Origin of the sequence: Peribacillus simplex (genome assembly GCF_001542915.1) — a bacterium.
GTDB lineage: Bacteria > Bacillota > Bacilli > Bacillales > DSM-1321 > Peribacillus > Peribacillus simplex_B.
This window is the reverse complement of record NZ_LNNH01000025.1, coordinates 1-13,530: the sequence shown is the minus strand read 5'-3', so window position 1 is coordinate 13,530 and position 13,530 is coordinate 1. Positions and strand designations below refer to the sequence as shown.

Sequence of the window (13,530 nt, the reverse complement as noted above, 5' to 3'; positions counted from 1 at the left end):
TTTCATTCTGAGCCAGACAATGTTGTCTGGATTTTTTAGTGCACTTTTTTTTCTTGTTCCCTTTCGATTTTCGGAGGGGTCCATTTGAAGACTTTATTAAGGATATTATAGATGTGTTTGGATTCCTTGGTCATGATCGGTCCAAGAATCGCTAAGGTCAACACATATAATGCAGCAAACGGGGTGAGTATAGGCATTAAACCGCCGGCAATGCCAAGGTTTGCTAGTATGATGGAGAATTCACCACGAGAAACGATCGTTAGACCGATATTAGCGGAAGCCCTGTGAGATAAGCCTGATTTGCGTCCGGCTATCATGCCAGCGGCAAAGTTACCGATTATGGTGATGATGACGGCCCCAAGAACCATCCAGATTGCTCCGCCCAGGGAGGTCGGATCGATACTCAAGCCAAAGCTGAAGAAGAATATGGCCCCGAAGAAGTCTCTAAAGGGAATGACAAGTTTTTCAATCCTGTCGCTATGTTCCGTTTCCGAAAAGACCAGCCCGAGCAATAAAGCGCCAATCGCTTCTGCAACATGAATCGTTTCAGAGAAACCTGCAATGAAGAATAGTAACGCGAACACGACAATGATAAATATCTCATCTGAGGATATATTGAATAATTTGTTCAGTACCCCAGAAGCCTTCCGGGCTATTACGAAGAATATCAGCATATACCCGATCGCGATGAAAGTAGAAAGTAATGTTCCCCAAACGGAACCAGAAGAGCTTAATACCAATCCAGATACGACTGATAAATAAACGGCGAGGAAGATATCTTCAAACATGATAATACCAAGGATTAGCTCCGTTTCATTGTTACCGGTCCTTTTCAAGTCCACCAGTACCTTGGCCACAATGGCGCTTGATGAAAAGCTGATAATCCCTGTTAGTATCAGGACCTCTTTTAATGGGAGCCCCAGGAGGAACCCATATATGAGGGCCATACCTACGTTGATTAATATATAATAGGTTCCGCCAGTCACGATATTTTTCCCTGATTTCATTAGCTTTTTAACGGAAAATTCAAGCCCTAAATAAAACAGGAGGAATAAGATACCGACCCTTCCGAGGAACGCTATGATTGCATCACTCTCGATGAATCGTAAATCAATCAACCCGAAGTGCGGGGCATGGGGACCGACGAGCATCCCGATGATAATGAGAATGGGTACATTGGATACTTTGAATTTACCTGCAATGAGAGCAGCAAATGCTACTAGAAGCAGGGCAGTTCCCACTTCGAAGACTAAATGGTCCATAGGAGCTTAGTCACTCCTTTCGTCGGTCAATAATTCTCTTGTCAGGTTGCGGATATCTTTTCTTTCACCGGATATCACCAGTGTATCGCCTGTTTCGATGACAGAGTCGGGACCGGGATTATTCAGTTGTTTTTTACCCTTTTTCGAATGGGCGATGACGGTAACGTTATAATTGCTCCGGATATCTATCGACCCGATCGTTTGATTGATGGCTTTAGAACCCGGTTCGACCTTGAACCATTCAATCACCAAGTCACCAAGGGACATTTCAATCGTTTCAAGAGCTTGCGGTTTATAAACCATGCCGCCAATGATGGAAGCCAATTGCCTCGATTCCTGATCGTTGATGGTGATGCTTGATATGACATCTTCGTGCTCCTGGTCAAAATGGTATAATTCCCGACGGCCGTCATCGTGAATGACGACTACTAGCTTTTCATCATTTCTGGTTATGATTTCGAACTTTTGACCAATGCCAGGAAGTTCACTTTCTCTAATTCTCACTGGAATTCCTCCTTAAATTTTTTGGTTTGAGTTAACGGAAGGGAGAAACATGTTTATAAGTTGACATCAATAATCGTCTTGAATTTCTTCTCCTTGGAAATGCCGATGTATTTCAGTGTCTCAGACGGGCTTGAATGATGGTAATGCTTTTGGATCAAAGCTAATGACACACCTTGTTTATAGGCATGATAGCCGAAAGTTTTACGCATCGAACTTGCCCCGAATTTCCCTGTCAGTCCTGCACCTTCCACAGCATCATGAATGATCCGGTGCGCCTGCTGACGCGTAATCGGCTTTTTTGTCTTAGGCGAAAGAAATAAAAATTGACCCTCGATAACCTTCGAGCCTTTAAGGTACTCTTGTAAAGCGGTACGAACCTTTAGGTTTAAAAATATTTGAGTGACTTCGCCGGTTTCCATCCGTTGCTCATAAAACTCCTTGATTTTCCCCGTTTCATCAAGAACGTCTGCGACTGTGATTTCCAGCATTTCATTTATTTTCATGCCTGTGTTGATGCCGAGCACGAACAATAAATAATCTCGACTGGAATGAGCTCGTAAATAGGTCTTTATTTTGCTAATTTGATTGATATCCTTAAAGGCTTCTACATATTCCATACATCTTCTCCTCTTGCCAATGTAACATAATTATATTATATCATAACTTATGTAACATTTCATACGATAAGTCCTATAAAGGCTTCTCCAAAAAGAAAAGTACTGTTGAACTGAAAAAAGCTTTTTCTTATTCTCTACACAATCAAGTGAAAATATATCCGTTTCTTTTAAAAGCGAAGAGGGGTCATGAGTGGATAAAAAAAAGGAATCCCCAAGTAGGGATCCCTTTTGTTCTAGTATACCGCTTTTTGTAATTTATGAATGACCTCAAGTGAAAGGCCGGTTCCGATGGCAACTGATTCAAGCGGATTGTCCGCAAGCTGGACTGGGACGACAATTTCATTCGTCAGCCATTCTTGTATTCCGTTGAGAAGTGCACCACCGCCTGATAGGATGACGCCTTGATCGACGATATCCCCGCTTAATTCAGGTGGACAGTCCTCCAAAGTGGCCCTGATCGATTCCAATATATGAAGAAGCGATTCCTGGATGGCTGCCTGAACGTCAGTGGATGATATGGTAATGGGCTTTGGAAGGCCTGTTACAAGATCGCGGCCCCTGACTTCCATCGTCATCACGGAATGTTCAACAAGTGCATAGCCGATTTCTTTTTTTATTTCTTCGGCTGTTCTTTCGCCAATCAGCACATTATGTTTTTTCCTGACATATTGGCTGATATCTTCATCCAATTGATCCCCGCCAATTCTGATTGAATTGCAGGATACCACTCCGCCGTATGATATGATCGCAACCTCAGTCGTACCGCCGCCTATATCGACGATCACATTGGCAACGGGCTCCTCGACAGGAAGTCCTGCCCCGATTGCTGCCGCCACCGGCTCCTCGATGAGATGGACCTGTTTGGCTCCGCAGCTTTTGACTGCATCCTGAATGGCCCTTCTCTCGACTGACGTTGAGCCTGATGGCGTACATACCACGACACTAGGCTTCCGGAGCGATAAGCCCAGGGCCTTGCTTGCTTTTTTCATGATTTCACGAAGCATTTGCGCGGTTACGTCAAAATCTGCAATGACACCGTCCTTTAGCGGACGAATTGCGACGATATTTCCAGGTGTTTTCCCAATCATGTTTTTTGCATCCACACCGACTGCCAATACTTTATTAGTCTCTATATCAATGGCCACCACTGATGGCTCATTAAATACGATTCCTTTATTTTTACTGTAAACTAGCGTATTTGCAGTTCCTAAATCAATGCCTATTTCTGTATTTGATAACATTTAGTCACCCCTCCATAAGAGTTTGACCCCTATATACTCATTCTACCTTTTGTAGGGGGTTTATGGGGGTGGTAATTCTAGTAAATAATAGACGGGTGACCTCGTTCCTTTTTCGATAGGAAAATGATGTTGAATTATAGTAATGGCTGAAGCTGGCGAACGAGCCATGAATGGAATATTTCATGTGGATGCGACCCGTGCCAATAGGCTTCCATGATTGAAAAAAAGCAGGGCAACTGCGCAATGAGAAGTGAAAAAATCAGGGGGATGAATGAAGCGACTAATGGCTGTTTATTCCTGGCTTATGTCCTAAACAAGGTGGGGCACCTTTGGAACCGTACATTTTATGTTAAGATATAGATGAAAATCCGATAAAGAAGGTAATGTTGTGCGTACATATTTTATTGAGAGTAAGAGTTTTAAAGTCATCTTTACATCCATTCTCGCTTTCCTTGCCGGCTATACGTTTGATCGGCTTGGCGTATACTTGCCGTGGATGCTTGGGCCTTTATTTGTTGTTATGATCGCGAAAGTGAAGCTAAGGAAGTACATGTTTTGGGCCAAGCCCTTCAGAAGCATTGGACTGGTCATTCTTGGCTTGCAACTTGGCAGTGCATTCACGAAACAATCCTTGAACGAGATGGTTGAATATTTGCCTGTCATGCTTTTTACGACGATCGCCATCATTTTTTTTTCAATGGTGACCGGATGGTTTGTGGGGAAACGGATGAACCTATCGCCAAGCACTTCCATGCTTGGCAGTTTTCCCGGAGGACTTTCCCAAATGGTGGTTTTAAGTGAGGATATGAAGAATAGCGATGAAACGGTTGTCGGTTTCATGCAGACCCTTCGGATCATTCTGGTGATATCCATCGTTCCCTGGCTGGTGACCCATGCAATGTCAGTTGAATCAGGTGCGGTGGCGCCCATGGCTGAACGGCCGTTTTTCTTATTTGATTATGACGGGAAAATGGCTATCATGATGTTGGTGACCCTGCTATCATTCATCTTCATCACAAAGAGAGTGAATTTCCCGTTGCCTTTTTTACTCGGCCCCTTAATGGCTGCGGCAATATTCAATTTAGTCGGACCAGGTGCCCCGCAAATACCCGACTTTTGGCTGAGCATGTCACAATTATTGATTGGCACTCATTTAGGCTACACATTGAAGGTTGATAACCCACGACTTTTCAGAAAAATGTTCGGAGCGGTATTCTTAAGTAATATCCTATTGATCGGTTTTTGCTATTTTTTATCGATACAGCTTGCTCCGCTGCTATCATTGCAGGCGAATGAACTGTTCCTGAGCATGGCGCCAGGCGGTGTGGCGGAAATGGCTGTCACAGCGATGTCCGTTCATGTCGATTTATCCGTTGTCACAAGCTTTCATTTATTCAGGATATTATTCATTTTATTCCTTCTTTCACCCGTCATCAAATGGCTGGATGGAAGAAACGAGCGAAAACAGGAACAAGGGCAAAGCTGACTAGCTTTGCCTTTGTTTCGATTCAAAAAATTCACGAGGGAAATCCAAACCTTCCATATAAACGGCCTCAATTTTTACGGTGGGGCTTGAAATTTCATACACGTGCAAAAAATTTATCTGAATTGAGGAAATAGGCTAGTGAAACGGCCCTTTGTAAGGAGAAAAGTAGATGGATTTTGTGATGATTTAATGAATTTTAAAACGGAATAGTAAAATAATCCTCATTTTTTTCACATAACAACCGATATAAAAAGAAGACGAGATTTTAAATGAATGGGTGAATATTATGGATATAACATCAGTTTTGGGCGTAGTACTGGGTATTGTGGCCATCTTGGTCGGAATGGTGTTGAAGGGCGTAAGTGTAACGGCGTTGATCAATCCTGCCGCCATTTTGATCATTATTGTAGGAACGATTGCGGCTGTCGTAACGGCTTTTCCTTTGTCAGAATTAAAAAGACTGCCAAAAATATTCAAGATTTTATTTTTGCAGCAAAAATTGACGAAGCCGGAAGAATTAATCAAAACATTTTCGGAATGGGCGGTCATTGCCAGGAAAGAAGGCTTATTGGCATTGGAAAGCATTTCGGATCAAGTCGATAATACCTTTTTGAAAAATGGCTTGAATCTTGCTGTTGAAGGGCAAAGTGCTGATTACATTCGGGATATTTTAGCGGAGGAAATCGATGCGATGGAGGAACGCCATCTGAGCGGTGCAGCGATTTTCACTCAAGCGGGTACATATGCACCGACACTTGGAGTATTGGGTGCAGTAATCGGATTGATTGCAGCGTTAGGGAATATGGCTGATACGGAGGCATTGGGACATGCGATATCTGCGGCGTTCGTTGCAACCTTGATGGGGATTTACACGGGTTATGTGTTATGGCATCCCTTTGCCAATAAGCTCAAGCGGAAATCGCAGCAGGAGGTCCGGATCAAGGAAATGATGATAGAAGGGATTTTATCGATCATCGAAGGAGAAGCGCCAAGAACGATTGAACAGAAATTAACCTCATATTTGCCTGCTGGAGATCGTAAAAAGTGGCTGGAAGGCGATGTGAGAGAAGATGGCTAGGCGGAAAAAGAAACATAGGCATGAAGAGCATATCGATGAATCGTGGCTGGTTCCCTATGCCGATATCTTAACATTGCTTCTTGCTCTTTTTATCGTTTTATTCGCTTCGAGCTCGGTTGATGCAGTGAAATTCCAGCAATTGTCCAACGTATTTAACCAGGTGTTTACGAGCGGAACGGGATTTATGGATTTCCCGAGTGATTCCCCGAGCAATGAGCCGACATCGCCTGAGCAAAAAGCAGGGGCGGAGGATCTGGAGAAATTAGGGAAAAATGAGCAGGAAGAGCTTACAGAAGTCAAGAAACGTGTGGACGCGTATATCAAAAAGAATGATTTGACTGATAAATTGGGAACGAACCTCACGGATGAAGGCATGTTGATATCGATAAGGGAAAATGTTCTGTTTGAATCAGGTGTTGCCGAGGTTAGGAGCGAAAACCGAAAAATCGCAAAGGAGATATCCGTTTTGCTGGTCATGGACCTACCGAGAAACATCATCGTTAGCGGGCATACCGATAATATTCCGATCAAGAACCACCAATACGAATCCAATTGGGACCTGAGCGTGATGCGTTCCGTGAATTTCATGAAACTTCTTCTGGAAAATAAAGAGTTGGACCCTGAAATGTTCAGTGCTAAAGGACATGGGGAATTCAAGCCGGTTGCTTCTAATGAAACGAAAAAAGGAAGGGCGAAAAATCGGAGAGTTGAAATCCTGATAGTCCCGCGGACGGCAATAAATGAGTGAAAGCCTGTCTGGAATGGACGGGTTTTACTTTTGAAGGAGTATACATGGAACGAGAATATACAAATGTGATGGAAGAAATCGTTGTGACTTGGGTTCAGGTTTTAATGTCAGGTATGGAATACCAAACATTTTGTTCATGCGGCAAATGTAAAAATGACATCATCACATTATCATTGAATAATATGCCCAATTACTATGTAACGACAGAAGAAGGACGTAGGCGGATATTCGAGAATTTGAATACGGAAGAAAACCGGAAATGGATCAATAAGAGGATCATCAATGCCATACACGTTGTGGGGCAATATCCTAAACATTGACTGGCAGGAGGGAAGATAAGGTTCAAGCAGCCTTATCTTTTTTCGATTTGCCTAATAATGATGCGATCAGCGGAGAATGTATCGCGTGTTGGAGGGAAGATTATGATTTATGTGTTTTATTTACGGTACAGGAGGGAAGATAAATAAAGTACAAAGTAGGTTCATTCGATCAAAAATGAGGAGATGAATTTTATATGAGTAAAAAAATTGCATGTGTAGTAACGAATATGTTTGAGGATTCCGAGTATAGTGAACCGGCTAGAGCATTTGAGGAAGCTGGCCATACAGTAACGACAATCGAAATGGAAAAAGGGAAAACGGTTCAAGGCAAACAAGGTGAAGTGGAAGTCAAGATTGATGAAAGCATCGATTCAGTGAAACCAGAGGATTTTGATGCATTGTTCATTCCGGGCGGTTTCTCGCCTGACCAGCTGCGTGCTGACGAACGCTTCGTAACATTTGTCAAAGCGTTCATGGATGATAGAAAACCAGTCTTTGCGATTTGTCACGGACCTCAGCTGCTGATTACGGCCAAGGCACTTGAAGGGCGCCACGCAACGGGCTATACCTCGATTAAAGTCGATATGGAGTATGCAGGTGCGACATATTTGGACAAGGAGGTTGTGGTTTGCGGCAACCAACTTGTAACCAGCAGGACGCCGGAAGATCTTCCTGCATTTAACCGGGAAGCGTTAAACTTATTGAAATAATAAAAAAATTCCGGCAGCTGCCGGGATTTTTTTTGTAATAAGCTTTAAAGGATTCATATACTACCATCTTTGCAGTAAAATATAAGGAGAGACGAATAAAAAAGGAAGTGTCACGATTGATCGTATTAAAGTCTGCACGTGAAATTCAAGCGATGCACGAATCAGGTAAAATATTGGCCGCTTGTCATAGGGAGATTGCAAAAATGATCGTTCCTGGTGTGACTACGTGGGAAATAGAGGAATTTGTTGAAGGATTCCTAAAAAAACATGGCGCGAAGCCGGAACAAAAAGGATACAAAGGATATGAATATGCGACATGTGCAAGTATAAATGAAGAAATCTGCCATGGCTTCCCCCGTAAAACCCCTTTGAAAAATGGAGATATCGTGACGATTGACATGGTCGTCAATTATAATGGCGCCCTTGCCGATTCGGCCTGGACGTATACGGTCGGAAAGGTTTCGAAGGAAACGGAACATTTGGTGCAAGTGACGAAGGAATCTTTATATAAGGCGATCGAAGTTAGTCTGGTAGGCAATCGGATCGGTGATATAGGTCATGCGATCCAAACTTATGTCGAGGCGGAGGGCTTTTCGGTCGTTCGCGATTTCATTGGACATGGAATTGGAAATGTCATTCATGAAGAGCCGCAGGTTCCTCATTATGGGCTGCCGAATAAAGGCCCGCGCCTTAAGGAAGGCATGGTGTTCACGATCGAGCCGATGGTCAACGTAGGTACATATAAGGCCAGCCGGGATGCGAATGGATGGACGGCTTCCACCGCAGACGGGAAATACTCGGCCCAATATGAGCACACGATCGCCATCACGAAAAACGGTCCGCTTATTCTAACGGAGCAATGAAATTTTAAATCTGCATGATACTTTCAAAAAGGTCTCGGAATGGGCTCATTCCGAGACCTTTTTAATGGAGGATCGAAGAGGAAGGCATACCGTTATAAAAGTTTTAATAAAACAGTTGCAGATGGCCAATCGCGAAGAAGAAGCGTTCGATTCATTGATCTCCTTCGTCCATTTTTCTTAAAACGATTGAACGGGCATTATGCCATTCTAAAATTCGTTCTAAAAACCATTCAAAGAAAAGATCCGCATCCAAGGGGAAGACGGGTACGGTCGCATGATTCATGGTTCGCTCAAGGCATTCAGGCCATGCTATCGCCGCTTTGACATTCAAAAGCGTTTCCAATAAAATGAGATCACTTTCTTCTTTTATTAGAATTACCTTAGGAAAGTCCTCTTGTTTATACCCCTCAATTAAAATCACATCGGGATGAAATAGCCCCAATAATTGAATCAGCTCAGTAATGGAAGCTCCAGCGTTGAGGTTGCCGAGCAATTCCATGGTACCGTCCCCTTCAACAAGTGAAGCCACTGCGCCAGCTTGAAAGTGATTATGGGAATCCTTCAAATTAGCGATATCTGGTTTTCCGCCATGGCCGTGGTGCTTTAGTACGGCGACCTCCACTTTCACTTTGCGGAGCTTTTCGATGACCTTCTTTATGAAGGTCGTCTTTCCTCTATTCTGGTAGCCAACAACCTGAAAAACAAAGGGCTTCACCACGGCCAACCACAACCTTCCTGGTCCTCCAGCAACAGGATTTCCACGATGTCACCCGTATGAAAATTCCTCGTCCCGCCTGGTAGGATGGTCAGTGAATTGGCACCTGCCAAGCTAGTGGTAATATTGGATTTATCGACACCGCTTGGAGTTACCTTCAATTGACCTGCTTCGTAATAAAATCGTGTTCTCAGAAGACGTGTAAATGGGTTGGGCTTTAAGACGTCCTTTGCCAATCGAGCTGTTTCTTTGCGTAAATGCGGCTGTTCGGAAAACAGCATCGCCCGGATGATCGGTCTTGCAAAAAGTTCAAAGCCGACATAACAGGCAGAGGGATTACCGGATAAGCCGAATAAAAATTTATTTTGATAAACGGCTACAGTCGTAACGCTTCCGGGGCGCATGGCCACCTTGTTGAATAACACATCAGCTCCAAGTTTTTGATAAACATCAGGAAGAAGGTCAAAGTCACCGACGGATACGCCACCAGTCGTGATGAGCAAATCGACTTCTTCCAAGGCCTTTGAAATGGCAGCGTAGCTCGCTTCGAACTCATCCTTAAGCTTCCCATAGTAACGGACTTCTCCTCCAGCCCTGTGAATTTGGGCGGAGATGGCATGTGAGTTGCTATTGCGGATTTTCCCTGGCTGCAAGGGTTCGTGAGCATCGAGAAGTTCCGATCCTGTAGCGAATAATCCAACGACAGGCTTTGCGGCGACAGGAACTTCTGCATAACCGAAAGTTGCAAGCAATCCAATGATTCCTGGATTGATATTTGTACCTTTTTTCACTAGGATATCCCCATGTCGTGCGTCCTCGCCTTGAAAGGATACATTTTCCCCTTCCTTAAGGGAGCGTTTGAATGATATGTATTTCTTTCCGTCCACTTCCGATTCCTTTGTAAGCTCAAGCATGATCACGGCATCGCATCCAGCGGGCATTTGAGCTCCGGTCATGATTCTTACGGCTTGGTTTTGCTGTACGGGGATGGTCGATACCATACCCGCAGCCAACGCCTCCACCACCTCGAACGTGAGAGGGCTATGTACGGAACCTTCGACGGTATCGATTGACCTGAGAGCGTAGCCATCATAAGGGGAGCGGTTGAAATGCGGAACATCATGTGTAGCAGTAATATCTTGTGCCAAAAAACGATGCTGGCTTTCTTCCAAGGGCACCCATTCCATTTGTCCCGCTAGTTTATTTTCCATCACTTTATTGACTGCTGCTGATATACTGATCGGCGTTCTTCTTTCCACCATGCTTTCCACTCCTGTCTCTTATTCATATATCAAATGTAGCAGAAATCCAAAAAAAAAGAAAAATCCTCACCATATTGGGAGGATTTAACCGTTCACTTATTGCGCAGTCTGCCGAGTTCTTCGGCGATCGCTTCCATTTCACGGACACTGAAGTTCGTTTTTTTCATGACCATCTGATAAATGTCATGAAGCTCTTCATACATCTCGATATCAAAATGGGTTGATTTGATTGCACCGAAATTCATCACTTTTAATTTGTCCTTTATCGCTTCCACCATAAACTCGACACTTTCTGCCGTGTTTTGAGTTAAATCCATTTCCCTCATCCTCTCAAACGTTCCTAAATTATTTTCATCTTTGCATGATTGCCCTTAGAAGTCAATGGATTTTGGAGCTGAATGCAAGCATGAAACCCAATTCTCTCGATTATCTCCGCGTTTTAAAGTGAGTGGGTTTGGGAAAAGATAGGAAAAAACTTATATAAACATTGTATAATGGAGATAGATACCATTATCCATCAATCAATATATGAAGAGGAGGAGAATATATGAGCAACATTCGAGAAGAATATAAGAGTGCCAAGAAAAGCAAATTTATGCAAGCGGTCTTTATTGGGGCGGTTGCAGGGGCTGTGGTGAGCCTTTTTGATAAAACGACGCGTATGTCTGTATTGGAAAACGGTAAAAGCTGCATAGGTACTATGAGTGAATTCGTAAAGAATCCCAATGGGGTACTTTCGCAAGTGCGTGAAACATCGACGAAGGTCCGTTCAACGGTAGAAAAAATATCTGATGATGTATCTTTCATTTCCCAAAAGGTGGAGGAAATGAAAGATATTCCGGCGCAAGTTGCCCATGTGGTGATGGAGACGAAGGAAGTCTTTACGTCAGAGAATGAGAGTGAGTCGTCTGCGAATCACGATCCGGAAGGAAGGGTTCCCTTAAATTAGAAAAAGGAGTGGAGATATGGCCAGTAAACAGGAATGGCTGAAAGGCTCATTCTTCAAGGCTTTCATAAAACGGTTACAGATGGATGAAGTGACGGGATTAGCTGCTCAGCTGTCATATTTCTTCTTGCTTTCCTTGTTTCCGTTATTAATATTTTTGTTCACTTTATTGGCCTATCTGCCATTTTCCCAAGAAGATATATTGAATACGGTCCGTTCCTACGCACCTGACGATTCGATGAAGATCATTGAAACCAATTTATCGGAAGTGATGGAGGCGAACGGTACATTATTGTCGTTTGGTATCATCGGTACGATTTGGTCGGCCTCAAATGGTATGAATGCAATCATAAAAGCATTTAACCATGCATATGGTGTAAAAGAAAGTCGAACTTTCTTTATTTCCCGGGGAATGTCGATTTTGCTCACTTTAGCGATGATTTTTGTTTTTGTTGTCGTATTGCTGCTCCCGGTATTCGGAAAGCAGATTGGAGTATTCCTGTTTTCTGAAATTGGACAATCCGATGAGTTTCTAACCATTTGGAATCAATTGCGATGGGTGGTCAGCACGATTGTATTTCTAATCGTGTTTACAATCCTTTACTGGATTGCACCGAATAAGAAACTGAAATGCTTAACCGTGTTGCCTGGTGCTATCTTTGCAACGGCAGGCTGGAGCCTCGTTTCCTTTTTGTTTTCGTTTTATGTCGATAAATTCGCCAATTATTCCGCAACATACGGAAGTCTTGGGGGAATCATCGTTCTAATGGTCTGGTTTTACTTATCAGGACTCATCATCATCCTGGGCGGGGAAATAAATGCCCTTTTGAGCGAAAAGAAAAATCCAGAATGTGAATGAACTTCCTTGACTTCCCGTAATGGCGATCCATCCTGCCGCAGATACTATTCAAGAAATGACAACTTTTGTAGAGGAGGAGTTTTTTCATGAGTAAAAAGGATGGCAGCACAAAGCAAAAAGGGAAAAAAGGTTCGAACCATAAAACGTCTGGTTCTGCAAACGGTAAGAACGGGTATCATTAAAGAGCTAAACATAAAAAAAGGAGCCTTGGGGCTCCTTTCAGTTTGTAGACAAAAGGGGTTCGGAATTAAAAAATTCCGAACCCCTTTTGAAATTCCTTTGAAATTTTGACCAAAGGTTACGAGATTTGGGCTCTTCGAGCCACTATGTTAAGCTATTTTAGGACCTTGCCATGTTCAAGTGGCCATCTTCTTTACATTCATGGCAGCGAAAGTAAGCATCGCCTGCATCGACAATTTTTTAAGTCCCCTTAAAGTAGTCCAACGCATACCATGCTTTTCTTTTTCATCTGCGAATACACGCTCAATCGTTTCTTTGCGTTTCGCATATATAGGTTTTACCTCTTGATGATGACGCAGATGATCTGCTTCTTCCACATATGCTTGCCAGATATGCCGTGTCACTACTTTTTGATGGTCTTTGCTTTCCGTACACCTTGATAAAAATGAGCATGTTGCACAAATTTGTTTGGGCGATTTGTACTCGATAGCCCTCTTTATTTGTGTTGAGTACTTTAAAGTTTCTCCCGAAGGGCAAAGGTAACAATCAAAGTGTTCATCGTAAACATAGTCATGTTTGCGAAAGAATCCTTCTTTTGTACGAGGACGTGTATAGGGTAAAGCAGGTGTGTTTGTTAAGTAGGTAGCTTGTAATCGCTGGTGTTTTATAAGCTGCATCTGCGGCAACTGCTTCTGGTTTTCCAACTTTCTCAATCACTTGCTCAACAAGTGGCTCCAAA

General features: G+C 43.2%; 15 protein-coding genes and 1 pseudogene. 8 read left to right on the top strand and 8 right to left on the bottom strand.

The features are described 5' to 3' along the window. Positions 1 to 35: 35 nt before the first annotated feature. The 4 genes from AS888_RS12885 to mreBH form a co-directional block, all read right to left on the bottom strand. On the bottom strand, positions 36 to 1,262 hold the full coding sequence (locus AS888_RS12885) for a cation:proton antiporter (protein WP_061142560.1): 1,227 nt from the start codon (positions 1,260 to 1,262) through the stop codon (positions 36 to 38). Positions 1,263 to 1,268: 6 nt separating this feature from the next. Further along, positions 1,269 to 1,766, bottom strand: coding sequence for a cation:proton antiporter regulatory subunit (locus AS888_RS12880; RefSeq protein WP_061142559.1), 498 nt, complete (start codon positions 1,764 to 1,766; stop codon positions 1,269 to 1,271). 53 nt (positions 1,767 to 1,819) lie between these two features. Beyond that, the gene (locus AS888_RS12875; protein WP_061142558.1) at positions 1,820 to 2,383 is read right to left on the bottom strand and encodes a tyrosine-type recombinase/integrase; all 564 of its coding nucleotides are present in this window, start codon (positions 2,381 to 2,383) and stop codon (positions 1,820 to 1,822) included. A gap of 233 nt (positions 2,384 to 2,616) precedes the next feature. Next, a complete protein-coding gene (gene mreBH, locus AS888_RS12870; RefSeq protein WP_061142557.1) occupies positions 2,617 to 3,624 on the bottom strand; it encodes a rod-share determining protein MreBH in 1,008 nt (335 codons plus the stop codon). A 388-nt stretch (positions 3,625 to 4,012) separates the two neighbouring features. On the opposite strand from mreBH, the gene AS888_RS12865 reads away from it, so the two are divergent. From AS888_RS12865 to map, 6 genes are all read left to right on the top strand, one after another. After that, a complete protein-coding gene (locus AS888_RS12865; protein ID WP_061142556.1) occupies positions 4,013 to 5,110 on the top strand; it encodes an AbrB family transcriptional regulator in 1,098 nt (365 codons plus the stop codon). A 286-nt stretch (positions 5,111 to 5,396) separates the two neighbouring features. After that, positions 5,397 to 6,188, top strand: a complete 792-nt coding sequence (gene motA / locus AS888_RS12860; RefSeq protein WP_061142555.1) for a flagellar motor stator protein MotA — start codon at positions 5,397 to 5,399, stop codon at positions 6,186 to 6,188. Beyond that, positions 6,181 to 6,936, top strand: a complete 756-nt coding sequence (gene motB / locus AS888_RS12855) for a flagellar motor protein MotB (protein ID WP_061142554.1) — start codon at positions 6,181 to 6,183, stop codon at positions 6,934 to 6,936. Before motA ends, motB begins: the two co-directional genes overlap by 8 nt. A gap of 44 nt (positions 6,937 to 6,980) precedes the next feature. Continuing rightward, entirely contained in the window at positions 6,981 to 7,256 is a 276-nt protein-coding gene (locus AS888_RS12850; RefSeq protein WP_061142553.1) for a late competence development ComFB family protein, read from the top strand. Between the two features lie 194 nt (positions 7,257 to 7,450). Beyond that, on the top strand, positions 7,451 to 7,966 hold the full coding sequence (locus AS888_RS12845) for a type 1 glutamine amidotransferase domain-containing protein (protein WP_061142552.1): 516 nt from the start codon (positions 7,451 to 7,453) through the stop codon (positions 7,964 to 7,966). Positions 7,967 to 8,082: 116 nt separating this feature from the next. Then, positions 8,083 to 8,829: a type I methionyl aminopeptidase gene (gene map / locus AS888_RS12840; RefSeq protein WP_061142551.1), complete on the top strand. Its 747-nt coding sequence runs from the start codon at positions 8,083 to 8,085 to the stop codon at positions 8,827 to 8,829. A gap of 151 nt (positions 8,830 to 8,980) precedes the next feature. Here map and mobB read toward each other — a convergent pair whose 3' ends face one another. From mobB to AS888_RS12825, 3 genes are all read right to left on the bottom strand, one after another. Then, entirely contained in the window at positions 8,981 to 9,559 is a 579-nt protein-coding gene (gene mobB / locus AS888_RS12835; protein WP_081092431.1) for a molybdopterin-guanine dinucleotide biosynthesis protein B, read from the bottom strand. Then, positions 9,541 to 10,806 (bottom strand): molybdopterin molybdotransferase MoeA, encoded by a 1,266-nt coding sequence (locus AS888_RS12830; RefSeq protein WP_061142549.1) that lies wholly within the window; start codon positions 10,804 to 10,806, stop codon positions 9,541 to 9,543. The genes mobB and AS888_RS12830 overlap by 19 nt, the downstream gene beginning before the upstream one ends. Positions 10,807 to 10,898: 92 nt before the next feature. Next, positions 10,899 to 11,123 carry a DUF1128 domain-containing protein gene (locus AS888_RS12825; RefSeq protein WP_061142548.1) on the bottom strand — a complete coding sequence of 75 codons (225 nt, stop codon included), beginning with the start codon at positions 11,121 to 11,123 and terminating at the stop codon, positions 10,899 to 10,901. 230 nt (positions 11,124 to 11,353) lie between these two features. Between AS888_RS12825 and AS888_RS12820 the strand changes: the two genes are divergently transcribed. Then, on the top strand, positions 11,354 to 11,755 hold the full coding sequence (locus tag AS888_RS12820; protein WP_061142547.1) for a hypothetical protein: 402 nt from the start codon (positions 11,354 to 11,356) through the stop codon (positions 11,753 to 11,755). A 16-nt stretch (positions 11,756 to 11,771) separates the two neighbouring features. Further along, on the top strand, positions 11,772 to 12,611 hold the full coding sequence (locus AS888_RS12815; protein WP_061142546.1) for a YihY/virulence factor BrkB family protein: 840 nt from the start codon (positions 11,772 to 11,774) through the stop codon (positions 12,609 to 12,611). A gap of 356 nt (positions 12,612 to 12,967) precedes the next feature. Here the strand turns inward: AS888_RS12815 and AS888_RS12805 are convergent. Then, positions 12,968 to 13,530 (bottom strand): annotated as a pseudogene (locus AS888_RS12805) (transposase); the annotation flags it as partial.